This window comes from Enterobacter sp. Y17 (assembly GCF_019730495.1).
Classification (GTDB): domain Bacteria; phylum Pseudomonadota; class Gammaproteobacteria; order Enterobacterales; family Enterobacteriaceae; genus Enterobacter; species Enterobacter asburiae_B.
Genome location: NZ_JAASKP010000004.1, coordinates 149,638 through 170,364 on the forward strand (window position 1 = coordinate 149,638; position 20,727 = coordinate 170,364).

Below are 20,727 nucleotides of genomic sequence, written 5' to 3' on the forward strand. Positions count from 1 at the left end.
ATTTTTTATGCATATTTTGTGATTATATTTTCACAATCACTGTGACATAAAAATGGATGGTCATGACATGGCAACTGAACAACCAGCAATTACCCGCGCGACATTTGATGAAGTGATCCTGCCGATTTATGCACCGGCTGAGTTTATCCCGGTGAAGGGAAAAGGCAGCCGCGTCTGGGATCAGCAGGGTAAAGAGTATGTGGATTTCGCGGGCGGTATTGCGGTCACTGCGCTGGGTCATTGCCATCCCGCGCTGGTTGAGGCGCTGAAAACCCAGGGCGAAACCCTGTGGCATACCAGCAATGTGTTCACCAACGAACCAGCGCTGCGCCTGGGCCGCAAGATCATCGATGCGACCTTTGCCGAGCGCGTGCTGTTTATGAACTCCGGCACTGAAGCCAACGAAACTGCGTTTAAGCTGGCGCGCTACTACGCGACAACGCGCCACAGCCCGTACAAAACCAAAATCATCGCCTTCCACAATGCCTTCCACGGACGCTCCTTCTTTACCGTCTCCGTTGGCGGCCAGCCGAAGTATTCCGACGGGTTTGGCCCGAAACCGGCCGACATTGTCCACGTGCCGTTTAACGATCTGCACGCGGTGAAAGCGGTCATGGACGACCATACCTGCGCCGTTGTTGTCGAGCCGATCCAGGGGGAAGGCGGCGTGACGGCGGCAACTCCGGAATTCCTGAAAGGGCTGCGCGCGCTGTGCGACGAGCATCAGGCGCTGCTGGTCTTTGATGAAGTGCAGTGCGGGATGGGGCGTACCGGCGATCTGTTCGCTTATATGCACTACGGCGTGACGCCGGACATCCTGACCAGCGCCAAAGCGCTCGGCGGCGGTTTCCCGGTGAGTGCGGTACTGACGACGCAGGAGATCGCCTCCGCGTTCCACGTCGGTTCTCACGGTTCCACCTACGGCGGTAACCCGCTGGCGAGTGCCGTGGCGGGTGCCGCATTCGACATTATCAACACGTCGGAGGTGTTGAACGCCGTGAGCGCGAAGCGCGAGCTGTTCGTAAAACACCTGCAAAAGATTGATGAACAGTACGATGTGTTCAGCGAAATTCGCGGGATGGGGCTGTTGATTGGCGCCGAGCTGAAGCCGCAGTACAAAGGCCGGGCGCGCGACTTCCTGCACGCCGCCGCCCACGAAGGGGTGATGGTGCTTAATGCCGGGCCTGACGTGATGCGCTTTGCGCCGTCGCTGGTGGTAGAAGACAAAGACATCGAAGACGGTTTAACCCGCTTTGCCGCGGCGGTCGAGAAGATCGTAAAAGGCTAATACTCGGTTCGCTTTAGCCGGCGCGTTAACCAAATGCCGTGATGCGGACGCTGACGCCATGCCACCGACGAAATGGTGTGCATGGTGTTCAGATGCCCCAGAACGCGCTGTAAATGCTGCTCCAGGGTGCTCATTGGCCCGTGGGTCAACGTCTCCGGCGCTTCCAGAATGTTTGAGTCGCCCGACTCGCCCGGCGCGTCATACTCCAGACGCTGCTGGCACCTCTGCAACGCAATTTCACACGACTGCAAATAGCGCTGCGCCAGATCCGGCGTCAGCATCGTGTGCTCGCGCGCCAGCGTGGTCATGGCGTTAATATGCTCGACGATAAACTGGCTGTGCGTCACCCAGAGCTTCATGTCTGCCAGATAGTGCGAGTTAAAGCCCGGCTCCTGCATCGCCTGGTTGAGCGAGTTAAACAGGGCGTTGTGCGCCTGGTTGACCTTCATCCGCTGATAGGCCAGCGGGGAGGGCTGCGGGTCGTCGCTCAGGATCAGGCGAATAGCCTGCTGGTCGGCTTCCAGCGCGTCGTGGGCGTTCTGCCTCAGCAGCCCGCTCTGCCACTGCGGCCACAGCCAGACCATGCCGCCAAAGGCAATCAGGCAGCCGATCAGGGTATCAATCAGTCTGGCGACAATAAACTGTTCGCCATTGAGCGTGAGCAACTGCAGCGTATATACCGCCGTCACCGTAAAGCCCACCATCGCCCAGCCGTAGTTTTTGCGGATAATCAGGTAGCTCACCAGCGTAATCGCCAGCATCCCTGCCAGGGTATAGCCTTCCGGCACGTGGAAGTGCAGCGTCACGCCCGCAATGATCAGCCCGGCCAGCGTTCCGCCAGCCCGATGCAGAATACGCACCCGCGTGGCGCCGTAGCCGTTCTGGGTGACAAACAGCACGGTCATTAAGATCCAGTAGGGTTTCGGCAGGTGCAGCGCCATGCCCATCAGGCTGGCGGTACTGAGCATCACGCTGATCCTTGCGGCGTTGCGCAGGGCGGACGATTTAAGAGAAAGATAGCTTTTGAGCGCGGGCAATAGCGGAAGCCGTTTTTGCTTATCCGCCATCAGGTCGCGGGGATAAAGCGGGCGCTGGGTGCGCAACACGCGGGCGATGCGGCTGAAGTGCCAGGCGGCAAACTGGCCGACCGGGTTATCGGGATGCTGACGGGCGATTTTCTCCAGCGCGCCCAGCTGTTTTTCCATGTTAAAGCGCGTGGGGTAGCGGTGGTAGAGAATATCGTCGGCCAGCACCCGCAGGCGTGCCGAGACGGTCTGCGCGTTCCAGCGGATCACCGCTTCGGCGTGGCTGCGCTCGACCAGCTTTTGCACCTCCTGCGGGTGGTGAAGGCTTACGGAGATATGCTCCTGTAGATCCAGCCCGACCTGGAAGGTGCGCAGCAGCCGCTTGTACTCGTGGTTCTTGTTGGCGGCGAGCATATGCAGCTGCTGATAGCACTGGCTTATGAGATCCACCACCTTCTGCTGGCGCGTCAGCAGCGGCGGTAAGGATTTTTCCGGGTCGGTATGCTGGGTGAGCAGGGTGTATTTGGCTTCGCAGTAATCCGCAAGCTGTACATAGAGCAGGCTCAGGGATTCACGCAGCGGCTGCTCCCGCCACAGCCAGAACCAAAACCAGTTAAACAGCCCGTACCATAATGTCCCCAGGGCGTAGATCAGCAGCGGCTCCCACACCGGCATGTTCCCGGCGAGGCTCAGCGTGAAAATGGCCGCAATCAGCGAGGCGGGAAGCAGGCGGGCGTGCAGCGAACTGATTTCCGCCGTGACGCCAAGGGTCATCGCCAGTACGGTCAGGATCAGCGGCAGCGGGATATCCCGGGCAAGCAGGAGCTGTACGGCGAGGCTACAGCCAGCAAACAGGCAGCCACCAACGATCAGGCGTTTGAAAAAGCGCTTATGCGGCGTGTCCAAACCGGCAATGTTGCAGCAGGCGGGCACGAGGGAAAACAGCAGGCCTTGCTGAAGATGTCCGAGGATCAGGCCTATGGCCACAGGAAGACACAACACCAGCGTTTGCCGCAGTGCGTAGTTAACTTCCGGGTGATAGATCAGCCTGCGCCACATGGGGAGTAGAGACAAAAACGGCGTGACACCTTGCGATGGCACGCCGTTTAAGCGGAATTAACGCGTTCCGTAGACCACGATGGTTTTACCGTGGGCGGAGATCAGGTTTTGATCTTCCAGCATTTTCAGGATACGGCCTACTGTTTCACGGGAGCAACCGACGATCTGACCAATTTCCTGACGGGTAATTTTAATTTGCATGCCGTCCGGGTGGGTCATGGCGTCTGGCTGTTTCGCCAGGTTCAACAGGGTTTGTGCGATACGGCCGGTAACGTCCAGGAAGGCGAGGTTACCCACTTTCTCTGACGTGACCTGCAGACGGCGCGCCATCTGGGAAGAAAGACGCATCAGGATGTCAGGGTTAACCTGAATCAGCTGACGGAACTTCTTGTAAGAAATTTCAGCCACTTCACATGCTGTCTTTGCTCGAACCCAGGCGCTACGTTCCTGGCCCTCTTCAAACAGGCCCAGTTCACCGATGAAATCGCCCTGGTTCAGATAAGAAAGGATCATCTCTTTCCCTTCTTCATCTTTGATCAGCACTGCCACCGAGCCTTTAACGATGTAATACAACGTTTCCGCTTTTTCACCCTGGTGAATCAGCGTGCTCTTCGATGGGTACTTATGAATGTGGCAATGAGACAAGAACCATTCGAGAGTCGGGTCTGTTTGCGGTTTGCCAAGCACCATGCGCTGTTATCCTCTGTTATAAGCTGTCACCAGAGTCATCAGATGCATCCGGACTCTGGGGTTGCAATCGAATTCTTACCCATACCCTGGGAAGTCGGCTACCGTAACGTTTCGCAGCCAGTAAAGTTTGATGTCCTCTGCATACACGTGTAACGTCAATGTATTACTGTAGCATCCTGAGTGTTTTAGCATAGCTTTCGCCGCGTGTCTCCTGGTGTCTCGCTTCAGCATGATGCAGGTCGCCTTCCATTGCGATAAATGTAACGCACACGTAATCTGTCACCAAAAATGCAACGTTGGAGTTAATGAATATGCAAGCGCGCGTGAAATGGGTTGAAGGTTTAACGTTCCTGGGCGAGTCCGCGTCAGGACACCAGATTTTGATGGACGGTAACTCCGGCGATAAAGCACCCAGCCCAATGGAAATGGTGCTGATGGCGGCAGGCGGATGCAGCGCAATTGATGTGGTGTCGATTCTGCAAAAAGGACGTCATGACGTGACGGATTGTGAGGTTAAACTCACGTCAGAGCGTCGCGAAGAGGCGCCACGCCTGTTCACCCATATTAACCTGCACTTTATGGTCACCGGTAAAGAGCTGAAAGACGCGGCGGTCTCGCGTGCGGTGGACCTGTCTGCGGAGAAGTACTGCTCTGTGGCGTTAATGCTGGAGAAAGCGGTAAAAATCACGCATTCGTATGAAGTGATCGAGGCGTGATTGATGGGGCATCGTGCGTGTTGATGCCCTCACCCTAACCCTCCCCCACAGGGAGAGGGAACATGCTCACGCGATCTGCTTCCCTTCCATCAGTCGCTCCACCAGCGGCGTCATGATGAGCTCCATCGCCAGCCCCATTTTTCCGCCCGGCACGACTAACGTATTCATGTGCGAAATAAACGAGCCCTGCAGCATTGCCAGCAGCCAGGGGTAATCAATGCCTTCGAGATTGCGGAAATGGATCACCACAAAGCTCTCGTCCAGCGACGGGATGCTTTTAGCGGCAAACGGGTTCGAGGTGTCCACCGTCGGCACGCGCTGGAAGTTGATATGGGTGCGGGAGAACTGCGGCGTCAGGAAGTTAATGTAATCCTCCATGGAGCGCACCACGGAGTCCATCACCGCCTCTCGCGAATGGCCGCGCTCGCTCATGTCGCGCGTCAGCTTCTGGATCCACTCCAGGTTAACGATAGGGACCACGCCGACCAGCAGATCCACGTGGCGCGCCACGTCGTGTTGAGGGGTGACCACGCCGCCGTGCAATCCTTCGTAAAACAGGACGTCGGTGGGTTCCGGCAGCGGCTGCCACGGGGTAAAGGTTCCCGGCACCTGATTCCAGGGTACGGCTTCATCATAGGTGTGCAGATACTTGCGGGACTGCCCTTTGCCGCTCTTACCGTACTCTATAAAGGTTTGTTCCAGCAGGCCGAAGTCATTGGCCTCCGGGCCGAAGTAGCTGATGTGTTTACCCGAATCGCGCGCCTTACGAATGGCCATGTCCATCTCCGGACGCGTGTAGCGGTGAAAGCTGTCGCCTTCGACCTCCGCCGCACGGAGATTCAGCTGGGCGAAAATCTTGCGAAATGCGAGGCTGGTGGTGGTGGTTCCCGCACCACTCGACCCCGTAACGGCAATAACCGGATGTCTGGCAGACATAGCAACTCCCTGACTGAAAAGGGTGGAAGATCAGCCGTGAAACGCGTTGCGGGGCATGATATTGACCGTCTCATGCAGTTCTGACCACACCAGCACCACGTCGCCGCTTTTCAGCTGGCGCTTAACATCGTTGACCTTTTGCTCAAGCGAGCGTTCCTGTTCACCATAATCGGTGCCTTCGCGTAATACAAAGCTTTCAATCAGATTATCGAGCGTTTCGGGAGCCAGATCCTGCCAGGGAATAATCATTTTGCACCGTCCAGATAAGTGGTCAGCCAGTCAGGAATACGCGCCTCAAGCCACATTTTCGGGCGGCGCAGCGTGCCGCCGATAAAGCCGACGTGGCCGCCGTGCTCGGTCAACTGATAGTGAACGTTGTCGGGCAGGAATTCCTGAGCGGGGATCGAGTGATGATCCATAAATGGGTCATCTTTGGCATGAATAATCAGCGTTGGCTGCGTGATCTTGCTGAGCAGCGGCATGGCGCTGCACTGACGATAATAGTCAATCGCATCGGCGAAGCCGTGGATTTTCGCGGTGATCAGGTCGTCGAACTCGCGGATACGACGCACCTTTTTCAGCTGGCGCAGGCTTACCGGCAGGGTATCCGGGTAGGCCTTCAGCTTACGCGCCGCGTTGGCCTTCAGCAGGTTGAGCAGGTAGCGCTGGTAGACGCGGGAAAAGCCTTTATCCATGTGGTAGCTGCACTGCTCGAGCATAAACGGCGCGGAGACAATGACGGCGGCATCCAGCGGTACGCTTTCGCCCTCTTTGGCCAGCAGACAGGCCAGCATATTGCCGCCCAGCGAGTAGCCCACGGCGGCCGTTGGCACGGTGCCATAATTTTCCCGCAGCCAGTGTAAAAACCACGTCCCGTCTTCGGTTTCACCCGAGTGATAAATGCGTTTCTGACGATTCGGTTCACCGCTGCAGCCGCGAAAATGCATCACCACGCCGAGCCAGCCGCGCGCTTTTGCCGCCTCAATTAGCCCATGCGCATACGGGCTGTGCAGGCTGCCTTCCAGACCGTGGAAAACCACCAGACGCGGCTTATGGCGAGCCTGTTCAGGCGCTTCGCTCCAGGCGAGATCCAGAAAATCACCGTCTGGCAGGTCAAGCCGTTGCCAGTGCGGGGTGAACTGAACCTTGCGGCGGATCAGTCGCGGCAGCATGGTCTGCAAATGCGGATTGGCCACGCCGCGCATAGGCACGAACTCAGTGCTGTCTTCGGCCGCAATGTCGAAGTCTGATGGAATGATTTGGGTCATAAGCGCGATGCTGATTCTTGTCGGAAATTTACGAAACTTTCCGAATTGTACCCCGTTTAAGCTGGATTTCCGAACCCGGTACGGATTCTGCTCTTCAAACGGGGTAAATAAGTCAGTCAGCCTGCAGCATCGCTTCCAGCTGTTCCTGCGCGTCGAGCCACGCCATCTCGCACTCTTCGAGACTGGATTTGGTCTTCGCCTGGGTTTGCAGGCAGTCGGTCAGCTCAGCCTTGCGGCTCTGGTCATACAGGCCGCTATCGCCGAGCTTCTCTTCAACGATAGCCAGCGTGGCGTTGAGTTTTTCCATCTCTTTTTCGAGACGGGTAATCTCTTTACGCAGGGGCTGCGTCTGGGCGCGCAGCTCCGCCTCACGGCGCTTCTGATCTTTACGCGCCTGCGCGCTGTTGGCGTTGTCTTTCGCTGACTCTTCCGGCTGGTTTTCCTGCTTCTGCACGTCCGTCAGCCACTGCTGATAGTCTTCCAGATCGCCGTCGAACGGTTCGACTTTGCCGCCGTGCACTAAATAGAGATCGTCCGTGGTGGAGCGGATCAGGTGACGGTCGTGCGAAACCACCACCAGCGCGCCTTCGAACTCAATCAGCGCTTCGGTCAGCGCCTGACGCATGTCGAGATCCAGGTGGTTGGTCGGTTCATCGAGCAGCAGCAGGTTCGGGCGCTGCCAGACGATCAGCGCCAGCACCAGACGGGCCTTTTCGCCGCCGGAGAAGCGCTCGGTGTTTTCAGTCACCTTATCGCCCTGGAAGCCGAAGCCGCCGAGATAGTCGCGCAGCTTCTGCTCCATCTCCTGCGGCGCAAGACGCGCGAGGTGCTGAATCGGCGATTCATCCGCGCGTAAAAATTCCAGCTGATGCTGGGCGAAGTAACCCAGTTTGATGCCCTTCGCCAGGCCGATTTCGCCGCTGACCGGGTTAAGCTCGCCCGCCAGCAGTTTGATCAGCGTCGATTTACCGGCGCCGTTACGCCCCAGCAGGCCAATGCGCGAACCCGGCACCAGGTTGAGCTTGATGGAATCGAGAATAATGCGGTCGGCATAGCCCGCGCTGACCTTCTCCATCTTAAGCAGCGGGTTCGGCAGGCTTTCCGGCTCGCGGAAGCTGAAGTGGAACGGGTTATCCACGTGCGCCGGGGCAATCATCTCCATGCGTTCCAGCATCTTGATGCGGCTCTGGGCCTGCTTGGCTTTTGAGGCTTTGGCCTTAAAGCGATCCACAAAGCTCTGCAGGTGCGCCACACGCTGCTGCTGGCTTTCGTACATGGACTGCTGCTGGGCGAGACGCGTCGCGCGCTGGCGCTCGAAGGAGCTGTAGTTGCCGGTGTACTCGAACATCGTTTGCTGTTCGATATGAATAATTTTATCCACTACCGGGTCAAGGAAGTCGCGGTCGTGGGAGATCAGAATCAGAGTGCCCTGATAGCTCTTGAGCCACTTCTCCAGCCAAATAACCGCATCGAGATCGAGGTGGTTGGTCGGTTCGTCGAGCAACAGCAGGTCAGAGCGGCAGATCAGCGCCTGCGCCAGGTTGAGGCGCATACGCCAGCCGCCGGAGAAGTCGCTGACCGGACGTTCCAGCTGTTCGTTGCTGAAGCCCAGGCCGTGCAGCAGGCTGGAGGCGCGGGAGCGAATGGTCCACGCGTCGATGGCGTCCAGCTTGCCGTGAACGGTGGCGATGGCGTGACCGTCGTTGCGCTCGTTAGCAGAATGAAGTTCCGCTTCGAGCTTGCGGTATTCACGGTCGCCGTCGATAACATAGTCGAGTGCCGGTTCGCTCAGCGCAGGCGTCTCCTGGTTTACCCAGGCGAGCTGCCAGTTCCCCGGGAAGGTAAAGTTACCGCCATCCGCGCTAATCTCGTTTTTCAGCAGCGCCAGCAGGGTGGATTTGCCGCAGCCGTTTTTGCCGACCAGACCCACTTTTTGGCCCGGGTTGATGGTAGCAGTGGCGTTATCCAGCAGGACGCGCACGCCGCGACGAATTTGTAACGAGGAGAAAACAATCATAGAAGCGCCGTATGTTCCGACTATGTTAATTTGCCATTATGATAATGTAAGGTGTGGGCCATTTTCCGCACCGGGCCGCCATGGTAGCCCAAAACAGCGACGATACACAAAAACAGAAACAAGACCGGGAGGGGAATGATGTCTCAGACAGCAAAAGTGCTGCTGCTGTATGCCCATCCGGAATCTCAGGACTCGGTGGCAAACCGGGTGCTGCTTAAGCCGGCCACACAGCTTAGTAACGTAACGGTGCACGATCTCTACGCGCACTATCCTGATTTCTTTATTGATATCCCTTACGAGCAGGAGCTGCTGCGTCAGCATGACGTGATTGTGTTCCAGCATCCGCTTTATACCTATAGCTGTCCGGCGCTGCTCAAAGAGTGGCTGGACCGCGTGCTGAGCCGGGGTTTTTCCAGCGGGGTGGGGGGCAACCAGCTGGCGGGAAAGTACTGGCGTAGTGTGATTACGACCGGTGAACCCGAAAGCGCTTACCGCCACGACGGGCTGAACCGCTATCCGATGAGCGATATCCTCAGGCCATTCGAGCTGACGGCGGCCATGTGCCGTATGCACTGGATGAGCCCGATTATTGTCTACTGGGCGCGGCGTCAGGATCCGAAAGAGCTGGCAAGCCACGCCAGAGCCTACGGTGAATGGCTGGCGTCACCTATCCCGGCAGGAGGTCGTTAATGGAAGGATCGAATTTACTCCTTGCCGGGGTGCTGTTTTTATTTGCGGCCGTCGTCGCGGTGCCGCTTGCAGCCCGTATTGGTATCGGTGCGGTGCTGGGGTATCTGCTGGCGGGGATCGCGATTGGCCCCTGGGGGCTGGGATTCATCAGCGATGTCGATGAGATCCTCCATTTCTCCGAGCTGGGCGTGGTGTTCCTGATGTTCATCATCGGCCTGGAGCTGAATCCTTCGAAATTGTGGCAGCTCCGACGCTCTATCTTTGGCGTGGGCGCCGCGCAGGTGTTATTCAGCGCCGCGATCCTGGGTGGACTGTTAATGCTGACCCACTTTTCATGGCAGGCGGCGGTGATTGGCGGGATAGGCCTTGCGATGTCGTCGACGGCGATGGCGCTACAGCTGATGCGCGACAAAGGGATGAACCGTAACGAAGCCGGTCAGCTGGGCTTTTCGGTGCTGCTGTTCCAGGATTTGGCGGTGATCCCGGCGCTGGCGCTGGTGCCGCTGCTGGCGGGGTCCGGGGACGATCACTTCGACTGGGCTAAAATCGCCATGAAGGTGCTGGCCTTCGCGGGCATGCTGATTGGTGGTCGTTTCCTGTTACGTCCCGTGTTCCGCTTTATTGCCGCGTCGGGCGTTCGCGAGGTGTTTACCGCCGCGACGCTGCTGCTGGTGCTGGGATCGGCGTTGTTTATGGACGCGCTGGGGCTGTCGATGGCGCTCGGGACCTTTATCGCCGGGGTGCTGCTGGCGGAGAGCGAGTATCGGCACGAACTGGAAATTGCCATCGATCCCTTCAAAGGGCTGCTGCTAGGCCTGTTCTTTATTTCGGTGGGGATGGCGCTTAACCTTGGCGTCCTCTATACCCATCTGCTGTGGGTGATAGTGAGCGTCGCCATTCTGGTCGCGGTGAAGATGCTGGTGCTGTACGTGATGTCACGTATCTACGGGCTGCGCAGTTCGGAACGCATGCAGTTTGCCAGCGTGTTAAGCCAGGGAGGCGAGTTCGCGTTTGTGCTGTTCTCGACCGCATCCTCCCAGAAGCTGTTTAAAGACGATCAGATGGCGCTTTTGCTGGTGACGGTCACGCTGTCTATGATGACCACGCCGCTGCTGATGAAGCTGGTGGATAAACTGCTGTCGCGCCGCCTGAACCCAAATGACGATGAAGACGAAGCGCCGTGGGTGGAAGACGACAAGCCGCAGGTGATTGTGGTGGGCTTTGGCCGTTTTGGACAGGTGATTGGACGCCTGCTGATGGCGAACAAAATGCGCATTACGGTACTGGAGCGGGATATCAGCGCGGTCAACCTGATGCGTAAATATGGCTACAAGGTTTACTACGGCGATGCGACCCAGCTCGAGCTGCTGCGCTCGGCGGGGGCGGAAGCGGCAGAGTCCATCGTGATTACCTGTAACGATCCGGAAGACACAATGAAGCTGGTGGATCTGTGCCAGCAGCATTTCCCGCATCTGCATATTCTGGCGCGTGCGCGGGGACGTGTTGAAGCTCACGAATTGTTGCAGGCGGGTGTGAAACACTTCTCCCGTGAGACGTTCTCCAGTGCGCTGGAGCTGGGCCGTAAGGCGCTGATCTCGCTCGGCATGCATCCGCATCAGGCGCAGCGCGCCCAGATGCACTTCCGCCGGCTGGATATGCGGATGCTGCGCGAGCTTATGCCGGTACATACCGATACGGCGCAGATCTCCCGCGTGCGGGAAGCGCGTCGCGAGCTGGAGGAGATCTTCCAGCGAGAGATGCAACAGGAACGACGCCAGCTTGATGGCTGGGATGAATTTGAATAAAGGGTAACGAAAGATGGCTGTACGTAAACGCTTTATCGCGGGTGCAAAATGCCCGACCTGTCAGGCACAAGATACCCTGGCGATGTGGCGGGAAAATAATGTTGATGTTGTTGAGTGTGTTAAGTGCGGTCACCAGATGCGTGAGGCCGATAAAGAGGCCCGCGATCACGTTCGCAAAGAAGAGCAAGTTATCGGGATTTTTCATCCGGACTAGCGATATGCCCTGAGTTTTTTTAAGCTAAAGGGTACACGGGTGCAGATTTCCGCTACAATCTGCGCCAGCAATTTTCCCACGCTCAGGAGATATCATGAAAGTAGCAAAAGACCTGGTGGTCAGCCTGGCCTATCAGGTACGTACAGAAGACGGTGTGTTGGTTGATGAGTCTCCGGTGAGTGCGCCGCTTGACTATCTGCATGGTCACGGTTCCCTGATTTCCGGCCTGGAAAACGCGCTGGAAGGTCATGAAGTTGGCGACAAATTTGACGTTGCTGTAGGCGCGAACGACGCTTACGGTCAGTATGACGACAACCTGGTTCAGCGCGTTCCTAAAGACGTGTTCATGGGCGTTGACGAACTGCAGGTTGGCATGCGCTTCCTGGCTGAAACTGACCAGGGCCCGGTTCCTGTTGAAATCACCGAAGTGGAAGATGACCACGTCGTGGTTGACGGTAACCACATGCTGGCTGGCCAGAACCTGAAGTTCAACGTAGAAGTTGTTGCGATCCGTGAAGCGACCGAAGAAGAACTGGCTCATGGCCACGTTCACGGTGCGCATGGTCACGACCATGACCACGATCACGGCCACGACGGCTGCTGCGGTGGTCACGGCCACGATCACGACCATGGTCACGACCACGGTAAAGGTGGTTGCGGTAACGGCGGCTGCGGTTGCCACTAATACCCGTCGTCTTTCAAGCCGCAGGTGCGTTGGCTGCGCTTTCAAACCCCGGTCACATAGTTATCTATGCTCCCGGGGATTTTCAAGCTTGCCGCCTTCCTGCGACTCGAAATCCATAGGGTATGTAGGCCCGGTAAGCTTCGCGCCACCGGGCACAAAAAAAGCGGGATTATCCCGCTTTTTTTACGCCTCAATAATGAGGAGGTGGCGTCTCTTCTGACTGAGAGGCAATGTTTGACGGCTGTGTAGCCTTCAGCTTTTCCGTCAGCAGGCGCATATGATCCCGCAGTTTTGCCATTTCGAGCTCATGTGCGGTCACGGTCTGGTTTAGCTCTTCGATGGTGATGTCCTGAAAAGCCAGGCGGCTTTCCAGCTCAGCCATTCTCGCTTCTATTGCTGTATCCTTCATCATTCACCTCGTTTATTTCAGATTCGCCATAATGGCCCTGCGGCGGCGCAGTTTAACTGAGTTTATCCTTAAGTACAGTCTGCATCCCTTTGGCAGGAAACTTATTTAAACAAAAATAGTCTGAAAAGTGGCGAGAATTGGAAGTGTCTGTCTGTAGATTTCTTCCGCAACGTTTTATAGTACGTAACTCATTTACGTTTAACGCTGGGGTGAGAGTCCCCAGGCCCTGGAGATATGGATGAAATCACTGTTTAAAGTAACGCTGCTGGCGACGACGATGGCTGTTGCGCTGAACGCGCCGCTGTCATTCGCTGCTGATACTGCTGCGAAGCCTGCTGCCACTGCAGACAGCAAAGCGGCGTTCAAAAATGACGACCAGAAATCCGCCTACGCACTGGGCGCATCTCTGGGTCGCTACATGGAAAACTCTCTGAAAGAACAAGAGAAACTGGGCATCAAACTGGATAAAGCTCAGCTGATCGCGGGCGTTCAGGACGCATTTGCAGATAAGAGCAAGCTGTCTGACCAGGAAATTGAACAGACTCTGCAGGCGTTCGAAGCGCGCGTGAAGGGTGCCGCGCAGACCAAGATGGACGCGGACGCTAAAGACAACGAAGCGAAAGGCAAAGCCTACCGCGACACCTTTGCTAAAGAGAAAGGTGTGAAAACCTCTTCTACTGGCCTGGTGTACAAAGTTGAGAAAGAAGGCACCGGCGATGCGCCTAAAGACAGCGACACCGTGGTTGTGAACTACAAAGGTACGCTGATCGACGGTAAAGAGTTCGATAACTCTTACACCCGCGGTGAGCCGCTCTCCTTCCGTCTGGATGGTGTGATCCCTGGCTGGACTGAAGGCCTGAAAAACATCAAGAAAGGCGGCAAGATCAAGATGGTTATCCCACCGGATCTGGCCTATGGCAAAACCGGCGTTCCGGGTATCCCTGCTAACTCTACGCTGGTCTTTGACGTAGAGCTGCTGGATATCAAACCGGCACCGAAAGCGGATGCGAAAGCAGACGCACCGGCTGACGATAAAGCCGCTGCTGCTAAGAAGTAATGTTGAAAAAAACCGCCGCCTTTCAGGCGGCGGTTTTTTTATTGTGGGGCAGATATAATTAACACTGGAAAGCGCTACGCACGCTGTATTAATTTAGTTGTCCGTGTAGATAATGAGCCTGCCCTGAAAACCTAACGACAGGCTCCTGAAAAGGAGTGTTTTTTTCATGTCCAGGTCGCTTTTAACCAACGAAACCAGTGAACTTGATTTGCTGGATCAACGTCCTTTCGATCAGACCGACTTCGATATTCTGAAATCCTACGAAGCGGTAGTGGACGGGTTAGCGATGCTCATTGGCTCCCACTGCGAAATCGTATTGCACTCCCTGCAAGATCTGAAGTGTTCCGCCATCCGCATTGCGAATGGTGAGCATACTGGCCGTAAAATTGGTTCGCCAATTACCGACCTTGCATTGCGTATGCTGCATGACATGACCGGCGCGGACAGCAGCGTCTCAAAATGCTATTTCACCCGCGCCAAAAGCGGCGTGCTGATGAAATCAGAAACCATCGCGATTCGAAACCGCGAGCATCGTGTTATTGGGCTGCTGTGCATCAACATGAACCTTGATGTGCCATTCTCGCAAATCATGAGCACCTTTATTCCACCAGAAACGCCGGACGTTGGCTCTTCTGTTAACTTTGCCTCCTCCGTTGAAGATCTGGTGACCCAGACGCTTGAGTTTACGATTGAAGAGGTGAATGCCGATCGCAACGTCTCGAACAACGCCAAGAATCGCCAGATCGTGCTCAATCTCTACGAAAAAGGGATTTTTGATATTAAAGACGCCATCAACCAGGTGGCCGATCGTCTGAACATCTCCAAGCACACGGTCTACCTCTATATTCGCCAGTTCAAAAGCGGCGATTTCCAGGGACAAGACAAGTAATGCGTTTTGCGTTAATGGTGACAGGCCCGGCGTACGGCACTCAGCAGGCCAGCAGCGCGCTGCAGTTTGCGCATGCGCTACTGGCGGCCGGACATGAGCTGTCGAGCGTCTTCTTCTATCGGGAAGGGGTGTATAACGCGAATCAGTTTACGTCACCGGCGAGCGACGAATTCGATCTGGTGCGCGCCTGGCAGGCATTAAACGAAAAGCAGGGCGTAGAATTGCACATCTGCGTGGCGGCGGCACTGCGCCGCGGGGTAACCGATGCAACCGAAGCCGCACGTCTTGGTTTATCGGGTTCTAACCTGCAGCCCGGCTTTTCGTTGAGTGGCCTGGGTGCACTGGCACAGGCGGCATTAACCTGCGACAGAGTGGTGCAATTCTGATGAAGCGTGTCGCGTTTGTTTTTTCCTCCGCACCGCACGGCAATGCGTCCGGCAGAGAAGGGCTGGATGCGCTGCTCGCGACCTCAGCATTGACCGAAGATATCGGTGTCTTCTTTTTGGGCGACGGCGTATTTCAGCTTCTGGCGGGGCAGCAGCCTCAGGCCATTCTGGCGCGTGATTACATCGCGACGTTCAAAGTGTTACCGCTTTACGATATCGAAACCTTCTATGTCTGTGCCGACTCCCTGGCTGCGCGCGGCCTAAACGAGGCAACGCCTTTCGTGCTGGATGTGACAGTCCTGTCTTCTGCTGCATTGCGCGAACACCTTTCCCACTACGACACCGTTCTGACTTTCTGAGGCTGACATGCTCCATACTCTGAGCCATTCACCGTGGCAATGTGATATCGACGCGTTACTGAGTATGCTGCGCGAAGGTGATGATCTGCTGCTGATTCAGGATGGCGTGCTTGCCGCACTGGACGGCAGTCGTTTCGTTGAAATTCTCACGAATGCCCCCATAACAGTCTCTGCGCTGAAGGACGATCTGGATGCGCGGGGTCTTTCTGGTCAAATTTCAGCCAAAATTGACGTGGTTGGCTATACTGATTTCGTCAATCTTACTGTGACGCACGCCAGTCAAATGAACTGGTGATTTGAGATCGCTGTATATTTCTTGACACCTTTTCGACGTAGCCCTAAAATTTCGCGTCCTCATATTGTATGAGGTCGTTTTATTACGTGTTTACGAAGCAAAAGCTAAAACCAGGAGCTATTTAATGGCAACAGTTAACCAGCTGGTACGCAAACCACGCGCACGCAAAGTTGCAAAGAGCAACGTGCCTGCGCTGGAAGCCTGCCCGCAGAAACGTGGTGTATGTACTCGTGTATATACCACCACTCCTAAAAAACCAAACTCCGCACTGCGTAAAGTATGCCGTGTGCGTTTGACTAACGGTTTCGAAGTGACTTCCTACATCGGTGGTGAAGGTCACAACCTGCAGGAGCACTCCGTGATCCTGATCCGTGGCGGTCGTGTTAAAGACCTTCCGGGTGTTCGTTACCACACCGTTCGTGGTGCGCTCGACTGCTCAGGTGTTAAAGACCGTAAGCAGGCTCGCTCCAAGTACGGCGTGAAGCGTCCTAAGGCTTAATGGTTCTCCGTTAAGTAAGGCCAAACTGATTTATCTTAATGTCAAACTAAACTCTTTGAGTTTTGGACAATCCTGAATTAACAACGGAGTATTCCCATGCCACGTCGTCGCGTTATTGGTCAGCGTAAAATTCTTCCAGATCCGAAATTCGGATCAGAACTGCTGGCAAAATTTGTAAATATCCTGATGGTAGATGGTAAAAAATCTACTGCAGAAGCAATCGTATACAGCGCGCTTGAGACCCTGGCTCAGCGTTCTGGTAAAAATGAACTGGAAGCTTTCGAAGTCGCTCTCGACAACGTTCGCCCAACCGTAGAAGTTAAGTCCCGCCGCGTTGGTGGTTCTACTTATCAGGTTCCAGTTGAAGTTCGTCCGGTTCGTCGTAATGCTCTGGCAATGCGTTGGATCGTTGAAGCTGCTCGTAAACGCGGTGATAAATCCATGGCTCTGCGTCTGGCGAACGAACTTTCTGATGCTGCAGACAACAAAGGTACTGCAGTTAAGAAACGTGAAGACGTTCACCGTATGGCAGAAGCCAACAAGGCGTTCGCACACTACCGTTGGTAATCCCTTCGGAGTATTAGTCACCAGGCGGGCGCTTCAGAGAAGCCGCCCGCTCTGGGTAACTTAACTGAACGCCTAAAGATATAAACGAGGAATCAAATGGCTCGTACAACACCCATCGCACGCTACCGTAACATCGGTATCAGTGCGCACATCGACGCCGGTAAAACCACTACTACCGAACGTATTCTGTTCTACACCGGTGTAAACCACAAAATCGGTGAAGTTCATGACGGCGCAGCCACCATGGACTGGATGGAACAGGAGCAGGAGCGTGGTATCACTATCACCTCCGCAGCGACTACTGCATTCTGGTCAGGTATGGCTAAGCAGTACGAACCGCATCGCGTAAACATCATCGACACCCCGGGCCACGTTGACTTCACCATCGAAGTAGAACGTTCCATGCGTGTTCTTGACGGCGCGGTAATGGTTTATTGCGCAGTTGGTGGTGTTCAGCCACAGTCTGAAACCGTATGGCGTCAGGCGAACAAATATAAAGTTCCACGCATCGCGTTCGTTAACAAAATGGACCGTATGGGTGCTAACTTCCTGAAAGTTGTTGGCCAGATCAAAACCCGTCTGGGCGCGAACCCTGTTCCGCTGCAGCTGGCAATTGGTGCTGAAGAAGGCTTCACCGGCGTTATCGACCTGGTGAAAATGAAAGCCATCAACTGGAACGACGCAGACCAGGGCGTTACCTTCGAATACGAAGATATCCCGGCTGAAATGCAGGACCTGGCTGACGAATGGCACCAGAACCTGATCGAATCCGCTGCTGAAGCTTCTGAAGAGCTGATGGAGAAATACCTGGGTGGTGAAGAACTGACTGAAGAAGAGATCAAAAAAGCTCTGCGTCAGCGCGTTCTGAACAACGAAATCATCCTGGTAACCTGTGGTTCTGCGTTCAAGAACAAAGGTGTTCAGGCGATGCTGGATGCGGTAGTTGACTACCTGCCATCCCCGGTTGACGTTCCTGCGATCAACGGCATCCTGGACGACGGTAAAGATACTCCGGCTGAGCGTCACGCAAGCGACGAAGAGCCATTCTCTGCACTGGCGTTCAAAATTGCTACCGACCCATTCGTGGGTAACCTGACCTTCTTCCGCGTTTACTCTGGTGTGGTTAACTCCGGTGACACCATCCTGAACTCCGTGAAAGCGGCGCGTGAACGTTTTGGCCGTATCGTACAGATGCACGCTAACAAACGTGAAGAGATCAAAGAAGTTCGTGCGGGCGACATCGCTGCAGCTATCGGTCTGAAAGACGTGACCACTGGTGACACCCTGTGTGACCCGGATCACCCGATCATTCTGGAGCGTATGGAATTCCCTGAGCCGGTAATCTCCATCGCAGTTGAACCAAAAACCAAAGCTGACCAGGAAAAAATGGGTCTGGCTCTGGGCCGTCTGGCGAAAGAAGACCCATCATTCCGCGTATGGACTGATGAAGAATCTAACCAGACCATCATCGCTGGTATGGGTGAACTGCACCTGGACATCATCGTTGACCGTATGAAGCGTGAATTCAACGTTGAAGCGAACGTGGGCAAACCTCAGGTTGCTTACCGCGAAGCGATTCGCGCGAAAGTTACCGATGTTGAAGGTAAACACGCTAAGCAGTCTGGTGGTCGCGGTCAGTACGGTCACGTTGTGATCGACATGTACCCACTGGAGCCGGGCTCTAACCCGAAAGGTTACGAGTTCATCAACGACATCAAAGGTGGTGTAATTCCTGGCGAATACATCCCAGCCGTTGATAAAGGCATTCAGGAACAGCTGAAAGCGGGCCCTCTGGCTGGCTATCCGGTTGTTGACATGGGTGTTCGTCTGCACTTCGGTTCTTACCACGACGTTGACTCCTCTGAACTGGCGTTTAAACTGGCTGCGTCTATTGCCTTTAAAGAAGGCTTTAAGAAAGCAAAACCAGTTCTGCTTGAGCCAATCATGAAGGTTGAAGTAGAAACTCCTGAAGAGAACACCGGTGACGTTATCGGTGACTTGAGCCGTCGTCGCGGTATGCTGCGTGGTCAGGAATCCGAAGTAACTGGCGTTAAGATCCACGCTGAAGTTCCGCTGTCTGAAATGTTCGGATATGCAACTCAGCTGCGTTCTCTGACCAAAGGTCGTGCATCATACACCATGGAATTCCTGAAGTATGATGATGCGCCTAACAACGTTGCTCAGGCCGTTATTGAAGCCCGTGGTAAGTAATCCACAGGATTAAAACCTAAGTCCCGTGCTCTCTCCACAGGGGAGAGCACTATAGTAAGGAATATAGCCGTGTCTAAAGAAAAATTTGAACGTACAAAACCGCACGTCAACGTTGGTACTATCGGCCACGTTGACCATGGTAAAACTACCCTGACTGCTGCAATCACTACCGTTCTGGCTAAAACCTACGGTGGTTCTGCTCGTGCATTCGACCAGATCGATAACGCACCAGAAGAAAAAGCACGTGGTATCACCATCAACACTTCCCACGTTGAATATGACACCCCGACTCGCCACTACGCACACGTAGACTGCCCAGGCCACGCCGACTATGTTAAAAACATGATCACCGGTGCTGCGCAGATGGACGGCGCGATCCTGGTTGTTGCTGCGACTGACGGCCCAATGCCTCAGACTCGTGAGCACATCCTGCTGGGTCGTCAGGTAGGCGTTCCTTTCATCATCGTGTTCCTGAACAAATGCGACATGGTTGATGACGAAGAGCTGCTGGAACTGGTAGAGATGGAAGTTCGTGAACTGCTGTCTCAGTACGATTTCCCAGGCGACGATACCCCAATCGTTCGTGGTTCTGCTCTGAAAGCGCTGGAAGGCGAAGCTGAGTGGGAAGCGAAAATCATCGAACTGGCTGGCTTCCTGGATTCTTACATCCCAGAACCAGAGCGTGCGATTGACAAGCCATTCCTGCTGCCAATCGAAGACGTATTCTCCATCTCCGGTCGTGGTACCGTTGTTACCGGTCGTGTAGAGCGCGGTATCATCAAAGTTGGTGAAGAAGTTGAAATCGTTGGTATCAAAGAGACTGCGAAGTCTACCTGTACTGGCGTTGAAATGTTCCGCAAACTGCTGGACGAAGGCCGTGCTGGTGAGAACGTTGGTGTTCTGCTGCGTGGTATCAAACGTGAAGAAATCGAACGTGGTCAGGTTCTGGCGAAGCCAGGCTCAATCAAGCCACACACCAAGTTCGAATCTGAAGTGTACATTCTGTCCAAAGACGAAGGCGGCCGTCATACTCCGTTCTTCAAAGGCTACCGTCCACAGTTCTACTTCCGTACAACTGACGTGACCGGTACCATCGAACTGCCAGAAGGCGTTGAGATGGTAATGCCAGGCGACAACATCAAGATGGTTGTGACTCTGATCCACCCAATCGCGATGGACGACGGTCTGCGTTTCGCAATCCGTGAAGGCGGCCGTACCGTTGGCGCGGGCGTTGTTGCTAAAGTTCTGGGCTAATTAATTATCCCCGAAAAAAAAAGGACGCTTCGGCGTCCTTTTTTGTTTTCTGCCGTTCAGGCACTGTCACAAAATTTCGCATTTTTTGCCTGCTCCCGCCCCGTATTGTGGCGCTTGTGCTATTGTAATCATAACCATTCTCACTTACACTTTGCGCATAATTTGAACGGGAGTCTCTATGTACGTTTGTTTATGTAATGGTGTAAGCGACAAAAAAATACGTCAGGCCGTTCGCCAGTTTCAGCCTCAGTCATTTCAGCAGCTACGCAAATTTGTTCCGGTGGGAAATCAATGCGGTAAATGTGTACGTGCTGCGCGAGAGATCATGCAGGACGAATTGATGCAGATCCCGGAATACAAAGAGATCGCGTAAGCGCCCATCTTTTTTTTGACATCCCTGTAGCCCGA

23 protein-coding genes are annotated in these 20,727 nt (G+C 55.0%); 16 read left to right on the forward strand and 7 right to left on the reverse strand.

Annotated features, from left to right (window positions below):
* Positions 1-67 precede the first annotated feature (67 nt).
* On the forward strand, positions 68-1,288 hold the full coding sequence (locus HCH49_RS18240; protein ID WP_221703172.1) for an aspartate aminotransferase family protein: 1,221 nt from the start codon (positions 68-70) through the stop codon (positions 1,286-1,288).
* Here HCH49_RS18240 and HCH49_RS18245 read toward each other — a convergent pair.
* Positions 1,285-3,372 carry a YccS/YhfK family putative transporter gene (locus HCH49_RS18245; RefSeq protein ID WP_221703183.1) on the reverse strand — a complete coding sequence of 696 codons (2,088 nt, stop codon included), beginning with the start codon at positions 3,370-3,372 and terminating at the stop codon, positions 1,285-1,287. The genes HCH49_RS18240 and HCH49_RS18245 overlap by 4 nt on opposite strands.
* A gap of 57 nt (positions 3,373-3,429) precedes the next feature.
* Positions 3,430-4,062: a cAMP-activated global transcriptional regulator CRP gene (gene crp, locus HCH49_RS18250; protein WP_000242758.1), complete on the reverse strand. Its 633-nt coding sequence runs from the start codon at positions 4,060-4,062 to the stop codon at positions 3,430-3,432.
* 311 nt (positions 4,063-4,373) lie between these two features.
* On the opposite strand from crp, the gene HCH49_RS18255 reads away from it, so the two are divergent.
* Complete coding sequence (locus HCH49_RS18255) at positions 4,374-4,778, forward strand: OsmC family protein (protein WP_045409157.1); 405 nt, start codon at positions 4,374-4,376, stop codon at positions 4,776-4,778.
* 66 nt (positions 4,779-4,844) lie between these two features.
* Here the strand turns inward: HCH49_RS18255 and HCH49_RS18260 are convergent, their stop codons facing one another.
* The 4 genes from HCH49_RS18260 to HCH49_RS18275 form a co-directional block, all read right to left on the reverse strand.
* The gene (locus tag HCH49_RS18260) at positions 4,845-5,714 is read right to left on the reverse strand and encodes a phosphoribulokinase (RefSeq protein ID WP_023309465.1); all 870 of its coding nucleotides are present in this window, start codon (positions 5,712-5,714) and stop codon (positions 4,845-4,847) included.
* 30 nt (positions 5,715-5,744) lie between these two features.
* Positions 5,745-5,963: a YheU family protein gene (locus HCH49_RS18265; RefSeq protein WP_008503016.1), complete on the reverse strand. Its 219-nt coding sequence runs from the start codon at positions 5,961-5,963 to the stop codon at positions 5,745-5,747.
* Positions 5,960-6,982 carry a hydrolase gene (locus HCH49_RS18270; protein WP_221703173.1) on the reverse strand — a complete coding sequence of 341 codons (1,023 nt, stop codon included), beginning with the start codon at positions 6,980-6,982 and terminating at the stop codon, positions 5,960-5,962. Before HCH49_RS18270 ends, HCH49_RS18265 begins: the two co-directional genes overlap by 4 nt.
* 112 nt (positions 6,983-7,094) lie before the next feature.
* On the reverse strand, positions 7,095-8,999 hold the full coding sequence (locus tag HCH49_RS18275) for an ABC transporter ATP-binding protein (RefSeq protein ID WP_167818780.1): 1,905 nt from the start codon (positions 8,997-8,999) through the stop codon (positions 7,095-7,097).
* A 135-nt stretch (positions 9,000-9,134) separates the two neighbouring features.
* Between HCH49_RS18275 and kefG the strand changes: the two genes are divergently transcribed.
* The 4 genes from kefG to slyD all read left to right on the forward strand — a co-directional run bounded on the left by kefG (position 9,135) and on the right by slyD (position 12,393).
* The gene (kefG, locus tag HCH49_RS18280; RefSeq protein ID WP_021242220.1) at positions 9,135-9,689 is read left to right on the forward strand and encodes a glutathione-regulated potassium-efflux system ancillary protein KefG; all 555 of its coding nucleotides are present in this window, start codon (positions 9,135-9,137) and stop codon (positions 9,687-9,689) included.
* Positions 9,689-11,494, forward strand: coding sequence for a glutathione-regulated potassium-efflux system protein KefB (kefB, locus tag HCH49_RS18285; protein WP_211438722.1), 1,806 nt, complete (start codon positions 9,689-9,691; stop codon positions 11,492-11,494). Before kefG ends, kefB begins: the two co-directional genes overlap by 1 nt.
* A gap of 13 nt (positions 11,495-11,507) precedes the next feature.
* Positions 11,508-11,708 (forward strand): YheV family putative zinc ribbon protein, encoded by a 201-nt coding sequence (locus tag HCH49_RS18290; protein ID WP_033146793.1) that lies wholly within the window; start codon positions 11,508-11,510, stop codon positions 11,706-11,708.
* A gap of 94 nt (positions 11,709-11,802) precedes the next feature.
* Positions 11,803-12,393 (forward strand): peptidylprolyl isomerase, encoded by a 591-nt coding sequence (gene slyD / locus HCH49_RS18295; RefSeq protein ID WP_014833521.1) that lies wholly within the window; start codon positions 11,803-11,805, stop codon positions 12,391-12,393.
* Between the two features lie 190 nt (positions 12,394-12,583).
* On the opposite strand, the gene HCH49_RS18300 is transcribed toward slyD, so the two are convergent.
* Positions 12,584-12,802 (reverse strand): protein SlyX, encoded by a 219-nt coding sequence (locus tag HCH49_RS18300; protein WP_023309461.1) that lies wholly within the window; start codon positions 12,800-12,802, stop codon positions 12,584-12,586.
* A 238-nt stretch (positions 12,803-13,040) separates the two neighbouring features.
* On the opposite strand from HCH49_RS18300, the gene fkpA reads away from it, so the two are divergent.
* From fkpA to bfd, 10 genes are all read left to right on the forward strand, one after another.
* Complete coding sequence (gene fkpA / locus HCH49_RS18305) at positions 13,041-13,859, forward strand: FKBP-type peptidyl-prolyl cis-trans isomerase (protein ID WP_023309460.1); 819 nt, start codon at positions 13,041-13,043, stop codon at positions 13,857-13,859.
* Between the two features lie 166 nt (positions 13,860-14,025).
* Positions 14,026-14,748, forward strand: a complete 723-nt coding sequence (locus HCH49_RS18310) for a transcriptional regulator (RefSeq protein WP_014171909.1) — start codon at positions 14,026-14,028, stop codon at positions 14,746-14,748.
* Positions 14,748-15,134, forward strand: coding sequence for a sulfurtransferase complex subunit TusD (tusD, locus tag HCH49_RS18315; protein WP_069303360.1), 387 nt, complete (start codon positions 14,748-14,750; stop codon positions 15,132-15,134). Before HCH49_RS18310 ends, tusD begins: the two co-directional genes overlap by 1 nt.
* Positions 15,134-15,493, forward strand: a complete 360-nt coding sequence (tusC, locus tag HCH49_RS18320; protein WP_033146791.1) for a sulfurtransferase complex subunit TusC — start codon at positions 15,134-15,136, stop codon at positions 15,491-15,493. The genes tusD and tusC overlap by 1 nt, the downstream gene beginning before the upstream one ends.
* 7 nt (positions 15,494-15,500) lie before the next feature.
* Complete coding sequence (gene tusB, locus HCH49_RS18325) at positions 15,501-15,788, forward strand: sulfurtransferase complex subunit TusB (RefSeq protein WP_033146790.1); 288 nt, start codon at positions 15,501-15,503, stop codon at positions 15,786-15,788.
* 124 nt (positions 15,789-15,912) lie between these two features.
* Positions 15,913-16,287 carry a 30S ribosomal protein S12 gene (rpsL, locus tag HCH49_RS18330; protein WP_000246815.1) on the forward strand — a complete coding sequence of 125 codons (375 nt, stop codon included), beginning with the start codon at positions 15,913-15,915 and terminating at the stop codon, positions 16,285-16,287.
* Between the two features lie 96 nt (positions 16,288-16,383).
* Positions 16,384-16,854, forward strand: a complete 471-nt coding sequence (gene rpsG, locus HCH49_RS18335; RefSeq protein WP_004106370.1) for a 30S ribosomal protein S7 — start codon at positions 16,384-16,386, stop codon at positions 16,852-16,854.
* Positions 16,855-16,950: 96 nt separating this feature from the next.
* Positions 16,951-19,065, forward strand: a complete 2,115-nt coding sequence (gene fusA / locus HCH49_RS18340; protein ID WP_032662329.1) for an elongation factor G — start codon at positions 16,951-16,953, stop codon at positions 19,063-19,065.
* A gap of 69 nt (positions 19,066-19,134) precedes the next feature.
* Complete coding sequence (gene tuf, locus HCH49_RS18345) at positions 19,135-20,319, forward strand: elongation factor Tu (protein ID WP_014068448.1); 1,185 nt, start codon at positions 19,135-19,137, stop codon at positions 20,317-20,319.
* A gap of 178 nt (positions 20,320-20,497) precedes the next feature.
* The gene (gene bfd / locus HCH49_RS18350) at positions 20,498-20,692 is read left to right on the forward strand and encodes a bacterioferritin-associated ferredoxin (protein ID WP_008503493.1); all 195 of its coding nucleotides are present in this window, start codon (positions 20,498-20,500) and stop codon (positions 20,690-20,692) included.
* Positions 20,693-20,727 lie beyond the last annotated feature (35 nt).